The following is a 22,431-nucleotide window of genomic DNA, read 5'->3' as shown; positions in this document are numbered from 1 at the left end:
TGCTCCGCGCGCTGCACCGATCGCGGCCAACCCTCACGGACCGCCAACCCGCCCCGCCCCACCCGGCCGCGCACCCGCCCCTGACGCCGCCCTCCGGCCCGCACCGAAACGCTCCGGCGCGGCCCACCGGTCACGGCGCGATCCACCAGGCGCAGCGCGGCCGATATCTCGCCGCACGACCGAGGTCAGCGGCAGCACGTATCGAGTCGCGAGCAAGGCACCAATCCGGACCGGTCATTGACCGGCACAAAAGCGAAGTGGTCCCGCGAAAACGATCGCCCTTCCGTATCGGTCAATGATCCGTCGAGCGCGGCCGACCAGACAAGGTGACCGCCGAATGACGATATAAACGGAGATTTCCGATGCGAAGCGCCCGAGCACGTGAGTATCCAGGCGAGGCCGGAACGGCGGGCACCGGCACGCCCGAGACCGCGAATTATCCGGCGTGGCCGGGACCGCAGCGGCCGGCGAAGCCGGAGTCCCCGGTGGGGCGGGCCTGGGCTTGGGACGCGGAAGTGGCAGGGAGGCCGGCCACGGCCGACCGGTCTCCGGCGGGAGCGGCGGAAGGTGATGCCGACGGGCCGGGACCCGGGGTCATGGGTTCGTGGTCAGCCGTGGCTCGATGGCGTCGAAGGCGGCGTCCAGCGTGTCGGCGACAATCAGCTCGGCCAGGGCGCGCTCGCGGACGAAATGGGTGTCGGTGAGCGTGCGCAGCCAGGTGAGCAGGCCGTCGTAGAAACCGTCCGTGTTGACCAGGACCATCGGCTTGCGGTGCAGCGCGAGGGAGGCGGTCGTCCAGACCTCGAAGAGCTCGTCGAGCGTGCCGAGGCCGCCGGGGAGCGTGAGGAACGCGTCGGACTTCTCGATCATCAGGGACTTGCGGGACATCATGCCGTCGGTGACGGCCAGTTCGTCGGAGGCGGTGTCGGCGACCTCCATGTCGACCAGGGACTGCGGGATGATGCCCAGCGTGTGAGCGCCGGCGGCGCGGGCACCGTCCGCGACCGCGCCCATCATGCCGACGCGGCCGCCGCCGGAGACCAGCGTGTGACCGCGGGCGCCGATCTGGCGGCCGGCCTCGGTGGCGAGGTCGAGCCAGCGCTGTTCGAGGTTGTTCGCCGAGGCGCAGAAGACGCAGATCGCGGCCATCAGGATTCCTCCACGTCTCGCTGGAGGCCGGTGGTCGCGGCCTGCTCGGCGGCGATCGCGGCGTCCGCCTCGACGATGTAGCGAACCGCCTCGTCGACGTCGTCCGTGACGCAGATCAGGCCCAGGTCGGCGGGGCCGATCTTGCCGTCGGCGGCCATCGTGCCGCGGAGCCAGTCGAGCAGGCCGTTCCAGTACGCGGTGCCGATCAGCACCACCGGGAAGCGCGTCACCTTGCCGGTCTGCACCAGCGTGAGCGCCTCGAACAGCTCGTCCAGCGTGCCGAAGCCGCCGGGCAGCACGATGAAGCCCTGCGCGTACTTCACGAACATGGTCTTGCGGGCGAAGAAATAGCGGAAGTCGATGCCGACGTCGACCCACTCGTTGAGGCCCTGCTCGAACGGCAGCTCGATGCCGAGCCCGATGGAGAGCCCGCCGGCCTCGCTGGCGCCCTTGTTCGCGGCCTCCATCACGCCCGGGCCACCACCGGTGATCACCGCGTATCCGGCGCGGGCGAGCGCGCCGCCGACCCGCTCGGCCGTCTCGCACTCCGGACTGTCCGGCTTGCTGCGCGCGGAGCCGAAGACGCTGACCGCGGGCGGCAGATCGGCGAGGCTGTCGAACCCTTCCACGAATTCGGAAAGAATCCGCAATGCCCGCCATGCGTCCCTTGTCTTCCAGTCCGCACGCTGCCGGGAGTCGAGCAGCTTCTGGTCCGCGGTGGACGGCTCGATCGCGTCGCGCCGCAGCGTGACCGGCCCACGATGCCGTTCCGGAGTCAGTCGTCCACGGCCGCTCATGCGATACCCCTCATGCGATCACCGTAATGCACGACAGGGACGGCTATCTGACCGTCCGGCCGACCCCGGCCGGGCGGATCTGGAGAAAATTCGACAGAAACTAAGGGCGGCCGCAACCAAACTTAAGGAACGAACGTCTTTAATTCACAAAGTGCGCAGCACGGCGCCCGGGCACCGGCCCGGGTCACCTCGGGGGGAGGAGCCACCGTGCTCAACAGGAACGAGATGCTCCGGCATCGACGTCAGATGCAACGGCGCATCCGCGACGTCGTCGCCGAACGGCGAATGGCCCTGCTGGACGGCGCGGCCACGGCAGAGTCCGAGGACGGGAAGTCCGAGGAGAAGTCCACACAGGATTGCGCAGCGTAGGAATCGGGCCCCGCGGTAGCGGGGCCCGATCTGCGTCTACGAGGCCAGCCAGCGGTGCAGCGTCGCGGCGCCGTCCCTGATCCGGCCGATCTCGACGTGCTCGTCCTGGGTGTGCGCGAGGTTCGGGTCGCCAGGCCCGAAGTTGAGCGCCGGGATGCCGAGCGCGGCGAACCGGGCCACGTCGGTCCAGCCGAGCTTCGCGGCCGGGCGCTCGCCGACCGCGGCCAGGAACTCGCGGGCCGGCGCCGCGGTCAGGCCGGGCAGCGCCGCCGGTGCCGCGTCGGTGATCTCCACGTCGAACCCGGCGAAGACCTCGCGCAGGTGCGCCTCGGCCTCAGCGATCGACCGGTCCGGCGCGAAGCGGTAGTTGACCTCGACCTCGCATCGGTCCGGGATCACGTTGCCGGCCACGCCGCCGTGGATCCGGACCGCGTTCAGCCCTTCCCGGTACGTGCAGTCGTCGATCGTGACCGAGCGCGGCGCGTAGTCCTGAAGGCGGCGCAGCACCTCACCGGCCGCGTGGATCGCGTTCACGCCGCGCCAGGACCGGGCCGAGTGAGCCCGCTTGCCGGTGGTCCGGACGACCGCGCGCATGGTGCCCTGGCAGCCGGCCTCGACCACGCCGTAGGTCGGCTCCAGCAGGATGGCGAAGTCGGCGGTCAGCCACTCCGGGTGCGCCCTGGAGACCAGCGTGAGCCCGTTGAACTCGGAGTCGATCTCCTCGGCCTCGTAGAAGAAGTAGGTCACGTCGTACCGCGGGTCCGGCACGCTCAGCGCGACGTGCAGTGCCAGCGCGGTGCCGGCCTTCATGTCCGCGGTGCCGCAGCCGTAGATCAGGTCGTCGACCAGCCGGGACGGGAAGTTGTCGTTCAGCGGCACGGTGTCGATGTGCCCGGCCAGCACCACCCGCTGCTCCCGGCCGAGGTCGGTGCGAGCCATGAGCGTGTTCTGATGCCGGCGCACGGTCAGGTGCGGCGCGTCGGCCAGCACCAGCTCGATACAGTCGGCGATCTCCTTCTCGTTACGGGAGACGGACTCGATGTCGACCAGGGCGCGGGTCAGCGCGACCGGGTCGGCCAGCACGTCGGGGGTCAGCGGGTTCGCCATGGGTGGCACGGTACCTTCTCACCTGTGAGTGACGTGTCTACTAGTGCAGCCTGGGGCATCGGCCTCGCCACGATCACGGCCGAGGGACAGGTGCTCGACACCTGGTACCCGGCCGGCAAGCTCGGCCTGGGCACCCCCACCGAGGAGCACCCGGCGAACACGCCGCTGCCGGACGCGGACGGTGCCACGCTGCTCGGCCTCCCGGCCGGGGTGCTCGGCGAGAAGGCGCTGCCGGGCCTGCGGACCGTGGCGGTGTTCACCGTGATCGGCTCGCTGGCCGAGGCGCCGAAGGACACGTTCGACGTCTACCTGCGTCTGCATCTGCTCTCGCACCGCCTGGTCACGCCGAACTCGGTGAACCTGGACGGCATCTTCGGCCTGCTGGCGAACGTGGCCTGGACCTCGGCCGGCCCGTGCCCCGGCGACCGGATCGCCGAACTGCAGCTGCTGGAGCGCGCAGCCGGCCGGCACCTGACCGTCTACGGCGTGGACAAGTTCCCGCGGATGATCGACTACGTGGTCCCGTCCGGTGTGCGGATCGCGGACGCGGACCGGGTCCGGCTCGGCGCGCACCTGGCCTCCGGCACCACGGTCATGCACGAGGGCTTCGTGAACTTCAACGCCGGCACGCTCGGCAACTCGATGGTCGAGGGCCGCATCTCGGCCAGCGTGGTGGTCGGCGAGGGCTCGGACGTCGGCGGCGGCGCCTCGATCATGGGCACGCTGTCCGGCGGCGGCAAGGAGCGGATCCGGATCGGCGAGCGCTGCCTGATCGGCGCGAACGCGGGCATCGGCATCTCGCTGGGCAACGACTGCGTGGTCGAGGCCGGTACGTACATCACGGCCGGTTCGAAGGTGCTGCTGCCGTCCGGTGAGGCGGTCAAGGCGGTCACGCTCTCCGGTGCGGACAACGTCCTCTTCTGGCGGAACTCGCTGACCGGCGCGCTGGAGGCCCGCCCGCGCAAGGGCACCGGCATCGCGCTCAACTCCGCGCTGCACAGCAACGACTGAATGTGCCGGGCCGGGAGTTCACTCCCGGCCCGGAAGCAGCGCGTTCCACCCGCAGGCGCTAGCGTCTTCGGTGTGACCGTCGCGTTGGTCGTCACGCTGATCCTGCTCGCCGCCGCCCTGGCCGCGCTCTACCTCATGCGTGCCCGCATATCGCTGCTCCGCGCCGAGATGCGCGCCGAGCGGGTGGCCGCCGAGGCCCTCCGGGACCGGATCGCCGGGCTGGAGCGCGACGTCGCCCGCCTGGAGCGGGACGTCGCGGCCGGCGTCACGCGCGCCGACGAGCTGGGGCAGGAGCTGTCCGGCGTCCGGGAGACCAATCGCAAGCTCGCCGAGGCGGCCGAGTCCACGGTCCACGACCTGCGTGAGCCGCTCGGCACGGTGCTCGACTTCCTGGAGCCGCTGCAGAACCGCCGGTACTCCGAGCAGCTGGACTACCGGGGCAAGCAGTACGTCCGGTTCGCCAAGGACGCGGCGCTGCGCCTGCGCGAGCTGATCGACGCGCGCACCGGCTGAGACCACCGACACACCCGTCACTCCGCCGATACAAAATGATCACTCAGCGCGTCCAGGAAACCCGACATATCCGTATTAGCAACACGGCCGGGTATCACACCGCCGGAGGGAAAGGGCCGAAACGCTGGGACACCTCATACTTTCGGCTACCACCGGCCAGCTCATTAGGTTAGTGTCGAGATCCTAACGAGGGAGGACTCCATGACCGTTGCAGCAACCCGTGGTCACCAGTCGACTCGCTTCGACCACGACCACGACGCGGCCGCAGCCGAAGGCACCGAACTCATTAATGCCCTCGCGGCGCTTCCTGAAACACACCCGTCGCGATCGGCGCTCCGCCAGCAGACGATCGAGGCGTGGCTGCCGCTGGCACGCCACCTCGCGCTCCGTTTCTCCGGCCGTGGCGAGGCCATGGACGACCTGGTCCAGACCGCGATGATCGGCCTGATCAAGGCGGTCGACCGGTTCGACCCGACGTTCGGCGTCGACTTCGCCGGCTACGCGATCCCGACCATCATCGGTGAGATCAAGCGTCACTTCCGTGACCGCACCTGGTCCGTCCGGGTGCCGCGCCGCCTGCAGGAGATGCGCCTGGCCATCTCCGAGGCGAACGCGACGCTCTCCCAGGACCTGGGCCGCTCCCCCACGGTGGCGGACATCGCGGCCCACCTCAGCGTGACCGAGGAGGAGGTGCTGGAGGGCCTGGAGGGCGCCCGGGCGTACACCGCGACCTCGCTCTCCACGCCGGTCACCGAGGAAGGCGGCATGGAGCTGGGCGACACGCTCGGCTACGAGGACCACGAGTACGAGCTGACCGAGCTGCGCGTCGCGCTCGGCCCGGCGATGGCCGCGCTCGACGAGCGCGAGCAGAAGATACTGACCCTGCGCTTCTACGGGAACCTCACCCAGTCGCAGATCGCGGAGCAGATCGGCGTCAGCCAGATGCACGTCTCCCGCCTGCTGGCCAAGGCGCTGGTCAAGCTGCGCGGCCACCTGGCCGTCGACTGAGAACACGATCACAAGCCAGCGGGGGTACGCCTAGAGAGCTCCGCCCCCGCGTTTCGTCAGGAGACCCGGTCACCGATTCGGTGCCGGGTCTCCTGCATGCGGGGACCCGGCCGGTCGGTAGCGTGGCGATCATGCGCATCGGAATCGTGCTCCTGCAGGACCGGCCGTGGCGGGAGAACGCGCCCCGCTGGCGTCAGGCCGAGGCGTGGGGCTTCGCCCACGGCTGGGTCTACGACCACATCGGCTGGCGGACGCTGGTCGACCGCCCCTGGTTCGACGCGGTGCCGACGCTGACCGCGGCCGCGACCGTCACGTCCACGATGCGGCTCGGCACGTTCGTGGCGTCGCCGAACTTCCGGCACCCGGTGCCGTTCGCCCGCGAGGTGACCGCGCTGGACGACGTCAGCGGCGGCCGGCTGCTGCTCGGCGTGGGCGCGGGAACCGGCGGCACCAGCTTCGACAACACCGTGCTCGGCGTGCCGGAGCTGACGCCGAAGACCCGGTTCGCACGGTACGCGGAGTTCGCCGAGCTGCTCGACCTGCTGCTCCGCGAGGACCACGTGACCTGGCGGGGCACGCACTACGCCGCGGTCGACGCGCGGAACCTGCCCGGCTGCGTGCAGCGCCCGCGGGTGCCAATGATCATGGCGGCCAACGGCCCGCGCGGCCTGCGCCTGGTCGCTGAGCGTGCGCAGGGCTGGGTGACCACCGGCGGCGAGCCCGGCGCGTCGCTGACCCCGCCGTCCGGCGCGCAGCTGGTGGCACAGCAGAACGCCTGGTGGAAAACGGTCGAGGAGCTGTCCGCGCGGCTGGACGACGCGCTCGACGCGGCCGGCCGGGAGCACGGCACGCTGGACCGCTACCTGTCCCTGGACTCCGCCCCGGTCTTCTCGCTGAGCAGCATGGACGCGTTCGCGGACGCGCACGGCCGCGCGGCCGAACTGGGCTTCACCGACGTCATCACGCACTGGCCGCGCGCGGACGGCTGGTACGCCGGCGACGAGGCCGTGCTGGAGAAGGTCGCGGCCGAGTACCTGACGCCCGTACCGACGCCGGGAATTTGATCTTTGCCGGGACGGGGTCTGGCGCGAGCGGCGCACAGCCAGCACCATTGATCCCACCCCGACCCCGCCCGGCAGGAGCGCCAGCAGATGACCGCGACGCACACCGACCAGGACTTCTCGCTTCGGCTCCGCAAGGAGACCGGCCGCGCGCACCGCTCGGCCGAGGGCGCCGGTTACCTCGCCGCGCTGACCGCCGGTGAGCTCGACCGCGCGGGTTACGCGCTGCTGGTGGCCCAGCACTGGTTCATCTACCAGGTGCTGGAGTCCGCCGCCGAGCGGATGCGCGCCGACCCGGTCGCGGCGCCGTTCGCCGCGCCTGAGCTGACCCGGCTGCCCGCGCTGGAGGCCGACCTGGCGTTCTTGCTCGGCGCGGAGTGGCGGGACCGGATCGAGGCGACGCCCGGCACCCGCGACTACCGCGCGCGGATGACCGAGGTCTGCTTCGGCGACCCGGCCGGTTTCGTCGCGCACCACTACACGCGCTACCTGGGCGACCTGTCCGGCGGCTTCTACATCGGTGACGCGATCCGCGCCGCCTACGGCCTGGACGTCGACGGCGTGCGGTTCTACCGCTTCGACGCGCTCGGCGACCCGGCCGAGTTCAAGAACCGTTACCGCGCGTCGCTGGACGTCGCGCCGTGGGACCGCACGGTGCAGGACCGACTGATCGACGAGGTGCTGGTCGCCTACGACCTGAACAACCGCGTCTTCGCCGACCTGCACCGGCTCACGTCGGACTGAGCGTCAGCGGGACTGCAGCGCGTCGAGCGCCACGGCCATCGCGATCACCAGGCGGCGGTCGATGTGCGGGTTCGGCACGGACACCACGTACTTGTCACGGAAGCCCCACTGCTTGACCACGGAGAAGACGGTCTCGCCGGACGGCGTGACGAAATCGAAGTGGTACGGCAGCCAGGACAGCGAGTCGACGAAGCGCCGCAGGATCGCCACCAGCTGGCTGCGCTCCTGGCCGCGGACCTCGCCCACGTGCGGCTGCTCGACGATCCAGGTCGAGCGCAGCAGCGACGCCTTGAAGTCCTTGCGGAACAGGCCGATCGGCGTGCCGTTCGGGTCGGTCACGTCGTAGGTGGCGCCGAGGTCCATGATCTGCCGGGCCTTGAAGCCGAGCACCGGGACCTGCTTGCTGTCGTCCGTGTAGAGCGTGACCTGCTCCTTGAACGCCATCCGCTTCTGCTGCGCGAACGCGATCATCTCGCCCTCGGAGCCGTCCGCGTTCACCGCGCGGACCTCGTACTGATTGACCATGAGGCGGACCCGCTGCCGGACGTGGAACTGCTGGGTCGCCTGGAGCCGCTGAAGGTCGGTCATCGCTGTTGTTTCCTCTCACCGGATTTCGTCGGCCCGCAGTCTGGCACACCCGTGCGACATTTCCCGTCCTCCATGAAGCCAGGGTCTGCCGATCTTCGGAGTGCCCTCGCTCGATCGGCCATTTCCGGCGCCCCGGCCGCGTCCCAACGGGGGAAATCGCTGGTAGCACTAGTGACGCGGAGCCACTGAACGCCTGAAATAAACGACGGAGTCCGTTACATCCCGGGAGGCGACTCATGTCCGGAACTCTGCTGTTCGTGCACGGCACCGGCGCACGTCACATCGACGATGAGCTCTCCCGGTTGCGCGCCGGGCTCGCCGCCGAGCGTCGGCTCCGCGACGTCCGGGTGCACGGCGTGGCCTGGGGCAGCGCGGTCGGCCCGGCCGCCCTGGACGTGACGCCGGTGCTGCCGCCGCGGCCACCGGGACCGGAGCCGGCCGCGGAGGTGTCACCGGCCGACATCGCGGTGACCGAGTGGGACCTGCTGCTCGCGGATCCGCTGCTGGAACTGCGCATGCTGGCGGAGCTGTTCGACCCCGGACCGTCCGGCCCGGACGCGCTGGACAAGCGGCTGGACGCGATGGCGCTGCCGGAGCTGGGGCACGTGGACCGGGCGACGCTGGAGCGGGCGATCGCCGAGGTGCGGGACGCGCCGGAGACCACGGACGCGGCGCTGGCGGTCGGCGACGCGGCCGATCCGGAGCTGTGCGCCGCGGTCGCGCGCGCGATCACCGCGACCGCGCTGCGGACGGCGCCGGACGCGCCGATCGGCCGGGCCGGTGCGGTCCGGGACGAGCTGGCCACGGTCCTGGTCACGGCGCTGGAGCCGATCCCGGAACCGGCCGAGGACGTGAGCCGCGGACTGGGCGAGACGCTGGTGCGGCGGGTGCTGCGCCCACTGGCCGCGCGGCTGGCGACCCGGAGCCTGGTGCGTCGCCGCACTCCGCTGCTGGATCCGGCCACCGACGTGGTCCGGGACGTCGCGTTCTACCTACGGCGCGGCGCGGCGGTCCGAGCGCTGATCGCCGCCGAGGCGGCGCGCGTCGAGCCGCCGGTGGTGCTGCTCGGGCACAGCCTGGGCGGGATCGCGGCGGTCGACCTGCTCTCCGGGCCGGACCGGCCGGGATCGGTGCGGCTGCTGGTCACGGCCGGTTCACCGGCGCCCTACCTGTATCTGATGGACGCGCTGGACCACCTGCGGCCGGGCGTGCCGGGCGCCGCGTTCACGCCGTGGCTGAACGTCTACGACCGGGCCGACCGGCTGGCGTTCTGTGCCGCACGGGTCTTCCCGGGCGCGGTGGACGAGGAGATCGACGCGGGCGTGCCGTTCCCGGCGGCGCACGGCGCCTACTGGGACCAGCCGCGCTTCCACGCGCTCCTCGCCCACCACTGGCCGGAGTGAGCGGCCGGGGGGTTACGCCTCGCTGCCGGTGATGGTCGGCCAGGAGTAGGCCAGCAGCGCGGACGCGGCACCGAGCAGCGCCAGCGAGACACCGCGGGTGCCGATCGGCAGCGCGGCGAGGACCAGCAGGATCACGGCGATGATGTAGAGAACGGCCTGAATGGACATGAGAGCCTCCGGGGGGTGCGGAACAGCTGTGCGGCGACTTCGATACCCCTCGGTGCGCGAGCGCTAAACAAGCGCCTGCCACCACCCGTCGACCGGCGGCGGATCCGCCACGTCCACCCGTTCGCCGGGCCGCGGTACCGCGAGCGGCACGCCGTGCGCCCGCGCCGCTGCCCAGACGCGGTCCGGCGGTTCCGCCCAGTCGTGCACGGCCAGCGCGAAGGTGGCCCAGTGCACCGGGATGAGCAGGCCGCCGCCGGCCTCGCGGTGCGCGGCGACCGCGTCCTCCGGCTCCATGTGGATGTCCGGCCAGGGATCGGCGTACGCCCCGGCCTGCATGATCGTGGCGTGGAACGGCCCGTACGCCTCACCGATCGCGGCGTACCCGGCGAAGTATCCGGTGTCGCCGCTGTAGAAGAGCCGGTGCCGAGGCCCGGTCAGCACCCACGATGACCACAGCGTGGCGTCCCGGGCGAAGAGGCGGCCGGAGAAGTGCCGCGCGGCCGCCGCGGTGAACCGGATGCCGCCTGCCTCCGCGTGCTCGTCCCAGTCCAGCTCCACGATCCGGCGCACCGGTACGCCCCAGCGTTCGAGGTGCGCGCCCACCCCGAGCGGCACCAGGAACGGCGCGTCCTGGGTGGCCGCGAGCGCGCGCACGGTACGCAGGTCGAGGTGGTCGTAGTGGTCGTGCGAGACGACGATCGCGTCCAGCCGGGGCAGGTCGCCGACCGGCAACGGCATCGGGTGCAGGCGGCGCGGCCCGGCCAGCGCGGACGGCGAGCAGCGGTCGCTCCACACCGGGTCGAGCAGCACCCGGGCGCCGTCGATCTCGACCACCGAGGTGGAGTGGCCGAGCCAGGTGACGTGCAGGCCGTCCCGGGCGGTGCCGAAGTCGGGCCGGATCACCGGTACCGGCCGGACCGGGCGCTTGGTCCGGGCGCTGAAGATCATGCCGAGCATCGCCTCCCGGGTGGTGCCGGGCCGCAGCGGGCCCGGCGGGTCCACGTTGCGGAACGCGCCGTCGCGAAACTGCGCGGACTTGGCGATCCGGTCCGCCCGATCGAGCGCGCCGGGCAGCCGGCGCGCGGTGCGCCGGGAGGGCGAGGCGGGCGGACCGGCGCCGAACGCGAGCGGAAGGTCGCTGAATAGGGCGAATACGGATCTAAGCCGCATTCGCCCAGGATCGCACGGGGAGCGGGCGCTCCCCGTGCGTACCGTGGATCAGCCCGTGAAGTTCTCCAGCGCGGGCAGGTAGCCGCTGGCGTATCCGGCGTTGTTGGGGTGGAACGTGCTGGTCAGGTTGAGCAGGTTGACCCGGTTGATCCATGGCGTACCGGCGCAGACGCCGTACCCGGCGAAGATCGGGCGGGTATCCGCCCAGGTCAGTCCGGCCGCCTGGGCCCGCGCCGCGGTGACGGAGGCGAGATCGTCGGCCGCGGCGTTCAGCGCCTGCCGCTTGACCAGGCTGAGCCCGCCCGGGCAGGCACCGGTCTCGAAGAGCCGCGGGTAGCCGAGCACGACCACCTCCGCGGACGGCGCCCGCGCCGTGATGTCCGCGTACGTGCGGTCGAGCCGGCCCGGCAGCACGGTCCGGATGTAGGCCCGGGCCGCCTCCACCACACCGAGGCAGACCTGGTCACTGCCCAGCACGCAAGAGATCGCGCCGGCCGCGAAGCCGGCGTCGTTACCGCCGATGGTGATGGTGACCAGGTCGGTCCCGGCGCTGAGCGAGGCCACCTGGGTGGCCCGGACATCGTCGGTGGTGGCGCCGCCGCAGGCGACGAACGCGAACGAGGACGTCTCGTGCCGGTTCGCCCAGAGCTGCGGATAGCCGTTCGGGCTGCGCATGCAACTGCCGGTCGCACCGGTGGCGCCGGTGCCGGACGAGTAGGAGTCGCCGAGCGCGACGTAGTCCACGGGTGCGTCGGCGTGCGCGGCCGGCCCGACGGTGATCGCGGCCAGCACGGTGGTGAACGTGACGGAGAGCCTGAGTGCCCACTTGCCCATCCGAACCTCCTAGGGGGTGCGAAGAGCGTAAAGCGGGTGTTACCAGCAAAGATAGACAGTGATTTTTCCTTTACCCGCAAGTAACATGAACTGATTGTCCGCTGTGTCGGTCGTCCTATGAATGCAAGGCCGGAGCTGCCACGATCCGGGCATGGGTGGGGAGATCAGGTCCGGCCGGGTGGGCGTCGCGCTGACCGCCGTCGCGCTCGGCGGCTTCGGCATCGGCACCAGCGAGTTCGCGGCCATGGGGCTGCTTCCGGAGATGGCCGCCACGCTGCACGTCTCCATCCCGTCGATGGGGTACGGCATCAGCGCGTACGCGCTCGGCGTGGTCGTCGGCGCGCCCCTGATCACCGCGCTCACCGCCCGGCTGGACCGCAAGCTGCTGCTGCTCGGCCTGATGGTCGCGTTCCTGGTCGGCAACGGCCTGTCCGCGATCGCACCGAACGCGCCGCTGGTCTACCTGGCCCGGTTCATCGCCGGACTGCCGCACGGCGCGTACTTCGGCATCGCGTCCGTGGTGGCCGCACGCCTGGTCCCGGCGGAGCGGGCCGGCCGCGCGGTGGCCGGCGTGATGATGGGCCTGACCGTCTCCAACATCATCGGGGTGCCGGTGGCCACCGCGGTCGGCCAGCACCTGCACTGGCGGGCCGCGTACGGCATGATCGCCGCGATCGGCCTGCTCACCATGGTCGTGGTGCACTTCCTGGTGCCCGCGGTGCCGGCCGCCGCGCACGCCACGATCCGCACCGAGCTCGGCGCGTTCCGCCGCCCGCAGGTGTGGTTCGCGCTGGTCACCGGCATCGTCGGGTTCGGCGGCATGTTCGCCGTCTACAGCTATGTCTCGCCCACGCTCACCGAGGTCAGCGGGCTGCCGGCGAGCGGGGTGCCATGGGTGCTGGCGGTCTTCGGCGTCGGCATGACGGTGGGCACGCTGCTCGGCGGCCGGCTCGCCGACCACTCGATCATGGGCACGCTGCTCGGCGGCATGATCGGTATGCTCGCCGTGCTCGTACTGTTCGCGACGACCGCGCAGTACATTCCGGCCGCGATCGCGCTGATCTTCCTGATCGGCGTGGCCTGCCAGGTGATCGGCACGGCGCTCACCATGCGCCTGATGGCCGTCTCGCCGGACGCGCCCGCGCTCGCGGCCAGCTCCAACCACTCCGCGCTCAACCTCGCGAACGCGGCCGGCGCCTGGCTCGGCGGCGTGGTGATCGCGGCCGGCTACGGCTACCTCTCCACCGCCTGGGTCGGCGCGGTTCTCTCCGTCGCGGGCCTGGTCGTCCTCGCCGCGTCGCGCATGCTGGAACGGGCACAACCACCCCTCGAGGTTGGTTTGCCCGCGACGCAAACGGGTAGATGATCAACGGCTGTTCTCGTCTAAGGAGTTTCCCCATGCGTGTTCTGGGCGAGCGCTACCGCCTCGAACACCGCATCGGCGTGGGCGGGATGTCCGAGGTGTGGCGCGGGCACGACGACGTGCTGGACCGGCCGGTCGCGGTCAAGCTGATCGCACCGCACCTCGCCGAGGCGGAGGCCGTGGTCGAGCAGGTGCGCACCGAGGCGCGCTCGGCCGCGCGGCTGGCCCATCCGAACGTGGCCAGCGTGCACGACTTCGGCATGTCCTCGGTGCTGCCCGGACAGCCCGCGCCGTACATCGTGATGGAGCTGGTCGAGGGCGAGACGCTCGCCGACCATCTGCGTGCCGGCCCGCTGGATTGGCAGATCGCGGTACGCGTCTGCGCCGAGGTGGCGGCCGCGCTCGCCGCCGCGCACGTGCACGGCATCGTGCACCGGGACATCAAGCCGGCCAACATCATCCTCACTCCGGCCGGGGTGAAGGTGCTCGACTTCGGCATCGCCGCGCTGGTCGGCGAGCCGGACACCGGCCTGGACGGCACGATCGTCGGCACGCCCGCGTTCGTCGCGCCCGAGCGGCTGGAGGCGGACACGGTCACGCCGGCCACCCCGGCCGCGGACGTCTACGCGCTCGGCGTGCTGCTCTACCTGTGCCTGGCGCGCCGCCTCCCGTGGACGCCGTCCGACCTGCCCGGCGTACCGCCGAATGCGATCCCGCCCGGCGTCGAGGCGGCCCCGCTGCCGCCGATCCCCGGTCTCCCGGACGAGGTCGCCGCGCTCTGCCTGCAGTGCATAGCCCGCGACCCGGCCGAGCGCCCGACCAGCTTCGCGGTCGCGCTGCTGCTGGCCGCCGCGGTGGACGCGCAGGTCTACGTGCCACTGGCCGGTACGGCACCGCTGGTCCGCGAGGTCGCGCCCGGCACCCCGTGGGAGGACCAGGCCACCGACGTGCTGGAGGCGCCGGGCCGGCACCGCGCCGACCCGTGAGCCGTTGACTCTGACACCGTGTGAGGCGGAAGCCTTGGGGGTGTCATGTTCAGCATCGGGCAGTTCGCCGTACTGGGCCGGTTGTCGGTCCGCATGCTGCGCCATTACGACGCGATCGGGCTGTTGCGCCCGGCCCGCGTGGATGAGCTCAGCGGATACCGCTACTACAGCGCCGCTCAGTTGTCGCGGCTCAACCGCATCGTCGCGCTCAAGGACCTCGGCTTCAGCCTGGACCAGGTCGGCCGGATCGTCGACGAGCGGGTCGACGCCGGGCAGCTGCGCGGGATGCTGCGGTTGCGCCAGGCGGAGCTGGCGGAGCGGGTCAGCGCGGACCGGGCCCGGCTGGCCCGGGTAGCGGCGAGGCTCCGGCTCATCGAGAGCGAGGGTCAGATGGCCACGGAGGAAGTCGTGATCAAGGACGTTCCGGCGGTGCGGGTGGCGCAGCTGTCCGCACCGATCGGCGGGTGGGGGCCGGAGCACATCAGCCCGGTGCTCGGGCCGCTGTTCCAGGACCTGTGCACGCGGGTGGAGACGGCCGGGATCCGGATCGTCGGACCCGGCGTGGCGCACTACGCGACGACCGAGGCCGGCGAGGGCAGCACGGTCTTCGCGGCAGTGCCGGTGCCGGCCGGCACCCCGCCGCACCCGGCGTTCGACGTGCTGGACCTGCCCGCGCTGCCGGCGGCGGCGACCGTGATCCACCGCGGCCGGCCGGACGAGATCGAGGCGGCGTACCAGACGCTGGGTGCCTGGGTGGAGCAGAACGGCTACCGGGGTACGGCGCCGCCGCGCGAGGTGAGCCTGGAGGTGCCGGAGGATCGTGCCGCCTGGGTGACCGAGGTGCAGTTGCCGGTGACCCGCGCCTAAACGGCCGGGGCGGCGGGTGTCCGCCGCCCCGTACCGCGGTCGGGGGTTGATCGTGATCCGCAGTGGCGTGGTCGTGCGGATGTCCTGGTGGTTGTTCGCCAGCCGCAGGCCGTTGAACGTGGCCGCGCCGACCGCCGGCCCCTGATTCGGCTCCGGCAGTGGCGGAGAGCGGGACGGTGACCGTGTTTCAGCTGCCCGGGTCGAACGTGCGCCCGGCCGCGGCCGCGGCCGCGAGCGTGGCGCCGGTCGCGCCGTCCTGCACCGCGATCGTCTGGGTGCGCGCCTCCCAGCCGGTGGGCAGCCGCGGCACCAGGTGGGCGACCGTGGCCGCCGTGCCCAGGTCCACTTCGATCCACTGCGGCCAGACGTGGTTCACGCTCTCCCAGTAGGTGGCCGGGTCGCCGCCAAATGTTGCAGAGACGCTACGGCCACGTCAACGATCGGCTTCCATATCTGGGAGCTGTGCGGCTTTTATCCACATAGGCCGGTGTCGCGCTCCCCCGCCCGGCCGAGATTCGGCGCACCACCGCCACCGCGCGGGTGGCGCGTCGTTGAAGGCGTTGGGCCGCGCCCCTGCCCGGACGGCGGCGGTCCACACCGTTCGCCGACGTCGCGGCACCGATCGGCGCACATCGACGCGGGACGTTAGCCCTATCGGGGTAGCCCGGTCAGCCGGACCGCACGCTTGAGCGCTCAATCTTCCCGCACGGACAACGGATGTCCGCCGAACGCGCGATCCGGCAGATTCGTCATCAGCGCCGCACCGGCGCGCGAGCCACGGCTCCCGCACGAGGACCCGAAGGACCAGCACCATGCACCAGTTCCCGCCCGCTCGCAGGCACCACCGGCGCGTCGTCAACCGGTGCCGGCCGGGGGGCCGCGCGGCGCGGCGGGACACGCGGCGGCCACCGGGCACGCCGGCACAGTGAGCTACCGGTAGGGGCGGGCGAAGGGCTGGGGAGACACCCGTCCGCCCCTACCGGTGACGGACCCGAAAGGTGAGCGCATGCGGACCATCTACCGCTGGCGCTGGGTGGCGATGTCGGTGGCGGCACTGGCGATGACCGCCCTGCTCGGCGGGCTGTCGGTGCACGCGGACGCGACCGCGGCGGAGAAACCGGTGGCACCGGCGGGCGGCACCGAGACGATCCGTTTCCGGCTGCGCAGCGAGCCGGTCGAGGCACCCGCGCCGGGCACCACCACGCCGCTGCGCATCCGGCTGACCAACCCGCACGACGGCCGGGTACGGATCGACGCGCTGGTCGGCAGCGTCCTGACCGTGTCCCGGCCGGACTGCCACGCGACCACGTCCGACCTGACCGTCGGCCCGTACCACGCGCCGCCCGGGCTGCCGTTCACGCTCGGGCCGGGCGAGACCGTCGACGCCGGGACCATTCCGGTGTTCGTGCCGCCCGCGGCGTCCGCCGCCTGCCGCACCGCGACCTACCAATTCCTGATCATCGGTACGGGAGTTCGCCTGCCGGCATCGCAGTCCGCTTGAGAATTTTTCGACGATCGCGGTTTTGCGAGATAAAATTCCCGCGACGCGTACCGGTGCCCACGCTCTGTTACCGCCGACACTCCCGACCTCGGGTGTGCCGGTCAGCTCTGGCGGTACGCCGGATCGGCTCCCCGCTCAGCGGGGAGCCGATTTTATGCTGGAGCCCATGCAGTGGGGCGATCTTCTGGACCGGGCCACCCGGCTGGCGAGCGGTGGCACGCGCCGCATCCTGGGCATCGCGGGCCCGCCCGGCGCCGGGAAATCGACGGTCGCCGCACGCCTCGGCGCCGCGCTGACCGAGGCCGGAGCGGCCGTCACGGTCGTACCGATGGACGGTTTTCACCTCGCCGACGCGGAGCTGCACCGGCTCGGCCGGCACGCGCGCAAGGGTGCGCCGGACACGTTCGACGGTGCCGGGTTCGTCGCGCTGCTGCACCGGCTGCGGTCGGAGACCGGCGGCGTGGTCTACGCGCCGGAGTTCCGCCGGGAGATCGAGGAGCCGGTCGCCGGTGCGATCCCGGTGCCACCGGAGACCCGGCTGGTCATCACGGAGGGCAACTACCTGCTGGTGCCGGACGGCGTCTGGGCCGGCGTGCGCGGGCTGCTGGACGAGGCCTGGTACCTGGACCTGGACGAGCCGGAACGGCTGCGCCGGCTGATCGCGCGGCACATCGCGTTCGGCCGGGACGAGGCGAGAGCACGGTCGCACGCGCTCGGCAGCGACCAAACCAACGCGGAGTTGATCGCCACTACCAAGGGCCGCGCCGATCTCATCGTTCCACTGACATGACATTCGCACTATTGCCCTGATCCACGGTCCGGGCGGACGATATGCGCTCACACCTTTCGGCTGACAGACCGATATCAGACACAAGACCGGATCCGGAGGTTGGCAGGCCCGTGACCGCCCGCCGCATGATGGCCGCGCACGCCGCGGTGATGATCGTGCTCGGCGCCGCCGTCTTCACCCCGCTGCCGGACTCGCTGATCTTCGCGCTGATCGGCCTGGTCACGATCGGCGCGATCGTCACCGGGGTGCGGTGGAACGGTCCGCTGCGCCGCGCGCCGTGGTGGTGGCTGGCCGCGGCCGCCGGTGTGATGGCGCTCGGCGACACGTTCTACGGCCAGTACGCGCACGGCGCCCGGCTGATCGTGTCCGAGGTGGCCTACCTGGCGATGTTCCCGCTGATCGTGATCGGCCTGATCCAGCTGACCCGGCCGAGCGGGCTGCTCCGCGACCGTTCCCGGCTGATCGACTGGCTCACCTTCGGCGCCTCGGTCGCGCTGCTGGCCTGGGTGCTGCTGCTCGGCCCGGCGCTGCGCACCGACGGCGGCGACGTCACCAGCGCGGCCACCCACTCGCTCGGCTGCCTGTTCCTGCTGCTGGCCACGGTCGGTGTCACCATCGACACCCGGCTCAGCGCGTCCGTGACGCTGCTCGCCGTCGGCGCCGCCGGCCTGCTCTTCGGCGACGTGGCCTGGCTGGTGCTCGACCTGCGCTACGGCGGCTGGCCGGAGGGCAGCCCGTTCGAACTCGCCTACCTGCTGTTCTACACCGCCTGGGGCCAGGCCGCGCTGCACCCGTCGATGTCCCGGCTGACCTCACCGCCTGCGGCCGAGCCCGGCGAACTGCGGCTGGTGTGGAAGGTGCTGCTCGGCGTCTCGGTCCTGATCCCGCCGGGCGTGCTGCTGGTCGAGACGGTGCGCGGCGAGGTCGTCGACGGCGTGATGATCGCCGCGCTGGCCACGGTGATCTACGGCGCGGTCTTCGCCCGGCTGTTCGACGCCGTGGAGAAGCACCGCCGGCTGCTCGCCCGCGAGCGGCACCTGCGGGAGATCTGCGGCGCACTCGTCGCGGCCGCCGGTCCGGACGAGGTCGACCGCGCGATCCGCGGCGCGGTCAGGGCGCTGCTCAACGACGCCGGCCACCGGATCGTGCTGTCCGTGCACCGCGCCGACGGCAAGCCCGCGGCCGCGAACAGCGTCTGGGGTCCCGGCATGCCCACGCCGTACCCGCTGCCCACGCCCGCGGCCGCCCGGCGCACCCGCCTGCTGCGCACCCACACGCTGCACCCCGCGCTCGCCGACCAGCTGGGCAACCTCCCCGGCACGCTGGTCTGCCCGCTGGTGCTGGACGACGCCACGATCGGCCCGCCCCGGGTCGGCGCGCTCTTCGTCTCCGCCGACACGCACGTGCTGCGGGCCCTGCAGGATAGCATCGAGGTGGTCGCGGTGCAGGCCACGCTGGCGCTGGAACGGATCTTCCTGACCGCCGAGATGACCCGCCGCGAGTCCGAGCAGTACGTCTCCGCGGTCGTCCAGAACACCAGCGACGTGGTCCTGATCGTCGACGAGGCGGACCGCATCCGCTACTACTCCCCCTCGCTCCCCATCGTGCTCGGCATCCGGCCCCGCGCGTTCGGCACGCTGGCCGACCTGATCCAGTCCGACGACCGGCCGCAGATCGATCGCACGTTCGAGCTGGCCCGCGGCTCCGGCAACACGGACGGCGTCCGCGAGGAGTGGAGCCTGCTCCGCGACGACGGCAGCCGCATCGTCCTCGACGTCAGCTGCCGCGACCTGCGCGCCGACCGCCTGGTCCGCGGCTACGTCCTGACGCTCTGCGACGCGGCCGGGCGCCACCGTAAGGAACAGGCGCTGATCCAGCGGGCGCTGCTCGACTCCGCCCCGGGCAAGAACCGCCGGTCGGTCACGAACCGCTTCAAGTGAGCCACCGGCGCCGGCCCGCCCCGCGCGCCCGAATGTCCGGCACTTCGTGCCGAGATCTCACAGTAGAGCCGGTCCGCCGCGCCTGAGTTGCGCCTCAGGGTGTGCGAAAAGCCGTCCACTTCGCCCGTGGATCGACTTTTCGCACACCTGAGCGGCCGCTCATGGTCGTCAGAAGCGGCACGGGGCCCGGCGCCGTCGAGCCGGGCCCATGCGTCAGCTGAGTCGCCGAACCGCCTCGTCGACGTGGGCATCGGATGCGGTCAGCGCGACCCGGACGTGCTTCGCGCCGGCCGGGCCGTAGAAGGCGCCGGGAGCCACCAGGATCCCGCGCTCGGCCAGCCAGGCGACCGTGTCCCAGCAGTCCTCGTCCCGGGTCGACCAGAGGTAGAGCCCGGCCTCGGAATGCTCGATCCGGAAGCCGGCCGCGGTCAGGCCCGCCCGCAGCCTCTTCCGGCGTGCCTCGTAGCGAGCGCGCTGCTCGGTCACGTGGTGCTCGTCGCCGAGGGCCGCGGTCATCGCGTCCTGAACCGGCTCCGGGACGATCATGCCGGCGTGCTTGCGCACGGACAGGATCTCGGCCACGATCCCCGGGTCGCCGCCCAGGAAACCGCCGCGGTAGCCGGCCAGGTTGGAGCGTTTGGACAGCGAGTGCACCGCGAGCACACCCGCGTAGCTGTCGCCGCGCACCTCGGGCGAGAGCACGGAGACCGGCTCCGCCTCCCAGCCGAGCGGCAGATAGCACTCGTCACTGGCCACGATCGCGCCGCGCTCGCGCGCCCAGTCGACCACCTTGCGCAGGTGCGCGGCCGGGAGCACCCGGCCGGTCGGGTTGGACGGCGAGTTGATCCACACCAGCCGCACGCGCTCCGGCCCGAGCGCGGTGAGCGAGTCGGAACGGACCGCCCGGGCACCGGCGAGCGTGACGCCCACCTCGTACGTCGGGTAGCCCACCTCCGGGATCACCACGGTGTCGCCGGGACCGATGCCGAGCAGCGTGGGCAGCCACGCGACCAGCTCCTTCGAGCCGATCGTGGGCAGCACGCCGAGACCGGGCAGGTCGGCACCGCAGGTGGCCGCGAGCCAGGCCGCGATGGCGGCGCGCAGTTTCGGGTTACCCGCGGTCAGCGGGTAACCCGGCGCGTTCGACCCCGCGGCCAGCGCGTCGCGCACGACCGCGGGGACCGGGTCGACCGGCGTGCCGATCGACAGATCGACGAGCCCACCGGGATGGGCGGACGCCGTCGCCTTCGCCGGGACGAGCTGGTCCCAGGGAAAGTCCGGCAGTCGCGCCGCGAGGCCGGTCAGTGGCCCTCGCCGCGCGGCGGCTGGCCGGCGACGAACGGGTCGTCCTTGTCGATCTTGCCAACCTTGGAGGCGCCACCGGGCGAGCCGAGGTCCTCGAAGAAGCTGTAGTTGGCCGAGGTGTAGTTCTTCCACTGGTCCGGCACGTCGTCCTCGTAGAAGATCGCCTCGACCGGGCAGACCGGCTCGCACGCACCGCAGTCGACGCACTCGTCCGGGTGGATGTAGAGCATCCGGTTGCCCTCGTAGATGCAGTCGACCGGGCACTCCTCGATGCATGCCTTGTCCAGAACATCGACGCAGGGCTCGGCGATGATGTAGGTCACGGGTCTCTCCTCCGATACAACGCCGCTCGCTTCACAACCCACGGCGCATAAGAGCCTAGTATCTCGCCGGGGAGGGGGTCGATCGTGCTCCGTAGGCAGGATGTGGGACACCGGGTCGTAGTGCGGCGAATTGTCGGTTCCCGCGGTGGCCGGACGCTCTTTTCCGACTCACTGGGCGAACTGGTCGCGCTGAGCGAGACCGATCTCACGATCGCAACCTCGGCCGGTACGGTCCGGGTACCACTGGACGAGGTGCACCGCGCCAAGCGGGTGCCGCCCACCCGGCGCCCGACGGCCGCCGACGTGATCGCCTCCGAGATCGCCGCGAACGAGGCCTGGCCCGCGCCGGTGCAGGAACGCCAGGGTGGCTGGCTGCTCCGCGCGGCCGGTGGCTGGACCGGGCGGGCCAACACCGCGCTGCCGATCGGCGACCCGGACCGGCCGCTGCCCGCGGCCGTCGACGCGGTCGAGGCGTGGTACCGCGCGCACGGGCTGCCACCGCGGATGAACATCCCACTGCCGCTGGCCGCGCCGGTGAACGCGGAGCTGGATGCGCGCGGCTGGACGACGGCGCCGCTGACGCTGTTCCAGACCGCGCAGGTCGCCGCGATCCTGGAGGCGGCGCCGGACCGGCACGACCTGCCCGCGGTACGGGTACGGGACCGGATGACCGAGGAATGGCTCGCGGTCGCGTCCGCCCGGAAGGGCACGCCGCCGGAGGTCGCGCGGCACGTGCTGACCGCGGTGCCGGAGATCGCATTCCTGGAGGTGTACGGAGACGACGGCACCCCGATCGCGATCACCCGTGCCACGGTCACCGGCGACGGCGAGTGGCTCGGCGTGGCGCTGGTCGACGTGCTGCCGGAACATCGGCGCCGCGGCCTCGGCTCGCACCTGATGCGAGCGGCTGCGCTCTGGGGCCGGGAGATCGGCGCACGCCGCGCCTTTCTCCAGGTCGAGGAGCACAATACGGCCGCGGTGGCGCTCTACGCCCGCCTCGGCTTCAGCACCCACCACACCTACCTGACCCGCACCGCACCCGCCTGACCCCCCGCCTCGCCGCACCATGCTGGCGGCCCAGCGGCGGCCCACCACGGCGCACCATCTCCGGCGCGGAACTCAGCCCCCGCAGACACCAGCCTTGTCACGAGATATCGGACATGCCGCGTACGGGGTCGCCGACGCGCGCGAGTAACCGATCAACGAATTCTCCCCCCGGGGTGCGGATATCTATATCGCAATATTTCGGGCATTGGGTGGCCGGATCGGCCCCTCGCGCCCTTGGGTCGCGGCGGGGTGCCGCGGCCCAAGGGGAACTCGCGTGGTCGTGGTGACCAGCGGCGGAACCGGCTCCGCCGCGGCGTCCGGAGCGGAGCGCCAGCGGAGCCGGAGGACACCGCGCGGTTGGCCCGCGGGAGCATGCCCGGCGTCACC

23 protein-coding genes and 1 pseudogene are annotated in these 22,431 nt (G+C 71.9%); 14 read left to right on the top strand and 10 right to left on the bottom strand.

All coding sequences use genetic code 11. From position 1 onward, the window contains the following. Positions 1-594 precede the first annotated feature (594 nt). Both J2S42_RS26310 and J2S42_RS26305 read right to left on the bottom strand, forming a co-directional pair. Positions 595-1,149: an LOG family protein gene (locus J2S42_RS26310; RefSeq protein ID WP_307243245.1), complete on the bottom strand. Its 555-nt coding sequence runs from the start codon at positions 1,147-1,149 to the stop codon at positions 595-597. Then, positions 1,149-1,946 (bottom strand): LOG family protein, encoded by a 798-nt coding sequence (locus J2S42_RS26305; RefSeq protein ID WP_307243244.1) that lies wholly within the window; start codon positions 1,944-1,946, stop codon positions 1,149-1,151. Before J2S42_RS26305 ends, J2S42_RS26310 begins: the two co-directional genes overlap by 1 nt. Positions 1,947-2,153: 207 nt before the next feature. Here J2S42_RS26305 and J2S42_RS26300 point away from each other — a divergent pair, with 207 nt between their 5' ends. Continuing rightward, on the top strand, positions 2,154-2,315 hold the full coding sequence (locus tag J2S42_RS26300; RefSeq protein WP_307243242.1) for a hypothetical protein: 162 nt from the start codon (positions 2,154-2,156) through the stop codon (positions 2,313-2,315). Positions 2,316-2,351: 36 nt separating this feature from the next. On the opposite strand, the gene dapE is transcribed toward J2S42_RS26300, so the two are convergent. Then, on the bottom strand, positions 2,352-3,422 hold the full coding sequence (gene dapE, locus J2S42_RS26295; RefSeq protein ID WP_307243240.1) for a succinyl-diaminopimelate desuccinylase: 1,071 nt from the start codon (positions 3,420-3,422) through the stop codon (positions 2,352-2,354). A gap of 24 nt (positions 3,423-3,446) precedes the next feature. Here dapE and dapD point away from each other — a divergent pair, with 24 nt between their 5' ends. From dapD to J2S42_RS26270, 5 genes are all read left to right on the top strand, one after another. Continuing rightward, entirely contained in the window at positions 3,447-4,433 is a 987-nt protein-coding gene (gene dapD / locus J2S42_RS26290) for a 2,3,4,5-tetrahydropyridine-2,6-dicarboxylate N-succinyltransferase (protein ID WP_307243239.1), read from the top strand. A gap of 72 nt (positions 4,434-4,505) precedes the next feature. After that, on the top strand, positions 4,506-4,946 hold the full coding sequence (locus J2S42_RS26285) for a phytochrome family protein (protein WP_307243238.1): 441 nt from the start codon (positions 4,506-4,508) through the stop codon (positions 4,944-4,946). Between the two features lie 201 nt (positions 4,947-5,147). Continuing rightward, positions 5,148-5,954, top strand: coding sequence for an RNA polymerase sigma factor SigF (locus J2S42_RS26280; protein WP_307243236.1), 807 nt, complete (start codon positions 5,148-5,150; stop codon positions 5,952-5,954). A gap of 131 nt (positions 5,955-6,085) precedes the next feature. Further along, positions 6,086-7,018, top strand: a complete 933-nt coding sequence (locus tag J2S42_RS26275; RefSeq protein WP_307243234.1) for an LLM class flavin-dependent oxidoreductase — start codon at positions 6,086-6,088, stop codon at positions 7,016-7,018. Between the two features lie 87 nt (positions 7,019-7,105). Then, a complete protein-coding gene (locus tag J2S42_RS26270) occupies positions 7,106-7,759 on the top strand; it encodes a biliverdin-producing heme oxygenase (protein ID WP_307243232.1) in 654 nt (217 codons plus the stop codon). 3 nt (positions 7,760-7,762) lie between these two features. Here the strand turns inward: J2S42_RS26270 and J2S42_RS26265 are convergent, their stop codons facing one another. Continuing rightward, entirely contained in the window at positions 7,763-8,347 is a 585-nt protein-coding gene (locus J2S42_RS26265) for an LURP-one-related family protein (RefSeq protein WP_307243230.1), read from the bottom strand. A gap of 236 nt (positions 8,348-8,583) precedes the next feature. Here J2S42_RS26265 and J2S42_RS26260 point away from each other — a divergent pair, with 236 nt between their 5' ends. Further along, positions 8,584-9,750: a hypothetical protein gene (locus J2S42_RS26260; RefSeq protein ID WP_307243228.1), complete on the top strand. Its 1,167-nt coding sequence runs from the start codon at positions 8,584-8,586 to the stop codon at positions 9,748-9,750. 12 nt (positions 9,751-9,762) lie between these two features. Here J2S42_RS26260 and J2S42_RS26255 read toward each other — a convergent pair whose 3' ends face one another. The 3 genes from J2S42_RS26255 to J2S42_RS26245 all read right to left on the bottom strand — a co-directional run bounded on the left by J2S42_RS26255 (position 9,763) and on the right by J2S42_RS26245 (position 11,922). Next, a complete protein-coding gene (locus J2S42_RS26255) occupies positions 9,763-9,918 on the bottom strand; it encodes a hypothetical protein (RefSeq protein WP_306835066.1) in 156 nt (51 codons plus the stop codon). Positions 9,919-9,981: 63 nt separating this feature from the next. Beyond that, a complete protein-coding gene (locus tag J2S42_RS26250) occupies positions 9,982-11,088 on the bottom strand; it encodes an MBL fold metallo-hydrolase (protein WP_307243226.1) in 1,107 nt (368 codons plus the stop codon). A gap of 48 nt (positions 11,089-11,136) precedes the next feature. Next, positions 11,137-11,922: an SGNH/GDSL hydrolase family protein gene (locus J2S42_RS26245; protein ID WP_307243224.1), complete on the bottom strand. Its 786-nt coding sequence runs from the start codon at positions 11,920-11,922 to the stop codon at positions 11,137-11,139. Positions 11,923-12,073: 151 nt separating this feature from the next. On the opposite strand from J2S42_RS26245, the gene J2S42_RS26240 reads away from it, so the two are divergent. From J2S42_RS26240 to J2S42_RS26230, 3 genes are read left to right on the top strand one after another with little or no spacing between them, the layout of a single operon-like run. After that, positions 12,074-13,288, top strand: coding sequence for an MFS transporter (locus J2S42_RS26240; RefSeq protein WP_307243222.1), 1,215 nt, complete (start codon positions 12,074-12,076; stop codon positions 13,286-13,288). Positions 13,289-13,320: 32 nt separating this feature from the next. Further along, positions 13,321-14,271: a serine/threonine-protein kinase gene (locus J2S42_RS26235; protein WP_307243221.1), complete on the top strand. Its 951-nt coding sequence runs from the start codon at positions 13,321-13,323 to the stop codon at positions 14,269-14,271. Positions 14,272-14,316: 45 nt separating this feature from the next. After that, the gene (locus J2S42_RS26230) at positions 14,317-15,138 is read left to right on the top strand and encodes a MerR family transcriptional regulator (RefSeq protein WP_307243219.1); all 822 of its coding nucleotides are present in this window, start codon (positions 14,317-14,319) and stop codon (positions 15,136-15,138) included. Positions 15,139-15,325: 187 nt separating this feature from the next. Here J2S42_RS26230 and J2S42_RS26225 read toward each other — a convergent pair. Next, positions 15,326-15,529: pseudogene (locus tag J2S42_RS26225) on the bottom strand (galactose-binding domain-containing protein); the annotation flags it as partial. Positions 15,530-16,144: 615 nt separating this feature from the next. Here J2S42_RS26225 and J2S42_RS26220 point away from each other — a divergent pair. The 3 genes from J2S42_RS26220 to J2S42_RS26210 all read left to right on the top strand — a co-directional run bounded on the left by J2S42_RS26220 (position 16,145) and on the right by J2S42_RS26210 (position 19,369). Continuing rightward, positions 16,145-16,639, top strand: a complete 495-nt coding sequence (locus tag J2S42_RS26220; RefSeq protein ID WP_307243215.1) for a hypothetical protein — start codon at positions 16,145-16,147, stop codon at positions 16,637-16,639. A gap of 154 nt (positions 16,640-16,793) precedes the next feature. Next, entirely contained in the window at positions 16,794-17,429 is a 636-nt protein-coding gene (locus J2S42_RS26215) for a nucleoside/nucleotide kinase family protein (RefSeq protein WP_307243213.1), read from the top strand. Positions 17,430-17,539: 110 nt separating this feature from the next. Then, positions 17,540-19,369 (top strand): PAS domain S-box protein, encoded by a 1,830-nt coding sequence (locus J2S42_RS26210; RefSeq protein WP_307243211.1) that lies wholly within the window; start codon positions 17,540-17,542, stop codon positions 19,367-19,369. A gap of 213 nt (positions 19,370-19,582) precedes the next feature. On the opposite strand, the gene dapC is transcribed toward J2S42_RS26210, so the two are convergent. Then, a complete protein-coding gene (gene dapC / locus J2S42_RS26205) occupies positions 19,583-20,674 on the bottom strand; it encodes a succinyldiaminopimelate transaminase (protein WP_307249038.1) in 1,092 nt (363 codons plus the stop codon). Beyond that, entirely contained in the window at positions 20,671-20,997 is a 327-nt protein-coding gene (gene fdxA / locus J2S42_RS26200; RefSeq protein ID WP_307243210.1) for a ferredoxin, read from the bottom strand. Before fdxA ends, dapC begins: the two co-directional genes overlap by 4 nt. Positions 20,998-21,081: 84 nt before the next feature. On the opposite strand from fdxA, the gene J2S42_RS26195 reads away from it, so the two are divergent. Next, positions 21,082-22,044: a GNAT family N-acetyltransferase gene (locus tag J2S42_RS26195; RefSeq protein WP_307243208.1), complete on the top strand. Its 963-nt coding sequence runs from the start codon at positions 21,082-21,084 to the stop codon at positions 22,042-22,044. The last annotated feature ends 387 nt before the right edge of the window (positions 22,045-22,431 follow it).

This window comes from Catenuloplanes indicus (assembly GCF_030813715.1).
Lineage (GTDB): Bacteria > Actinomycetota > Actinomycetes > Mycobacteriales > Micromonosporaceae > Catenuloplanes > Catenuloplanes indicus.
Note: the sequence above shows the minus strand (reverse complement) of the source record. Positions and strands in the feature narration are given on the sequence as shown.

What these genes read in the sequence shown, in the direction of transcription:
- J2S42_RS26310 (WP_307243245.1), bottom strand. Translation starts at nt 1,149, where the DNA reads ATGGCCGCGATCTGCGTCTTCTGCGCCTCGGCGAACAACCTCGAACAG.
- J2S42_RS26305 (WP_307243244.1), bottom strand. Translation starts at nt 1,946, where the DNA reads ATGAGCGGCCGTGGACGACTGACTCCGGAACGGCATCGTGGGCCGGTC.
- dapE (WP_307243240.1), bottom strand. Translation starts at nt 3,422, where the DNA reads ATGGCGAACCCGCTGACCCCCGACGTGCTGGCCGACCCGGTCGCGCTG.
- J2S42_RS26280 (WP_307243236.1), top strand. Translation starts at nt 5,148, where the DNA reads ATGACCGTTGCAGCAACCCGTGGTCACCAGTCGACTCGCTTCGACCAC.
- J2S42_RS26275 (WP_307243234.1), top strand. Translation starts at nt 6,086, where the DNA reads ATGCGCATCGGAATCGTGCTCCTGCAGGACCGGCCGTGGCGGGAGAAC.
- J2S42_RS26270 (WP_307243232.1), top strand. Translation starts at nt 7,106, where the DNA reads ATGACCGCGACGCACACCGACCAGGACTTCTCGCTTCGGCTCCGCAAG.
- J2S42_RS26265 (WP_307243230.1), bottom strand. Translation starts at nt 8,347, where the DNA reads ATGACCGACCTTCAGCGGCTCCAGGCGACCCAGCAGTTCCACGTCCGG.
- J2S42_RS26260 (WP_307243228.1), top strand. Translation starts at nt 8,584, where the DNA reads ATGTCCGGAACTCTGCTGTTCGTGCACGGCACCGGCGCACGTCACATC.
- J2S42_RS26255 (WP_306835066.1), bottom strand. Translation starts at nt 9,918, where the DNA reads ATGTCCATTCAGGCCGTTCTCTACATCATCGCCGTGATCCTGCTGGTC.
- J2S42_RS26250 (WP_307243226.1), bottom strand. Translation starts at nt 11,088, where the DNA reads ATGCGGCTTAGATCCGTATTCGCCCTATTCAGCGACCTTCCGCTCGCG.
- J2S42_RS26245 (WP_307243224.1), bottom strand. Translation starts at nt 11,922, where the DNA reads ATGGGCAAGTGGGCACTCAGGCTCTCCGTCACGTTCACCACCGTGCTG.
- J2S42_RS26240 (WP_307243222.1), top strand. Translation starts at nt 12,074, where the DNA reads ATGGGTGGGGAGATCAGGTCCGGCCGGGTGGGCGTCGCGCTGACCGCC.
- J2S42_RS26235 (WP_307243221.1), top strand. Translation starts at nt 13,321, where the DNA reads ATGCGTGTTCTGGGCGAGCGCTACCGCCTCGAACACCGCATCGGCGTG.
- J2S42_RS26230 (WP_307243219.1), top strand. Translation starts at nt 14,317, where the DNA reads ATGTTCAGCATCGGGCAGTTCGCCGTACTGGGCCGGTTGTCGGTCCGC.
- J2S42_RS26220 (WP_307243215.1), top strand. Translation starts at nt 16,145, where the DNA reads ATGCGGACCATCTACCGCTGGCGCTGGGTGGCGATGTCGGTGGCGGCA.
- J2S42_RS26215 (WP_307243213.1), top strand. Translation starts at nt 16,794, where the DNA reads ATGCTGGAGCCCATGCAGTGGGGCGATCTTCTGGACCGGGCCACCCGG.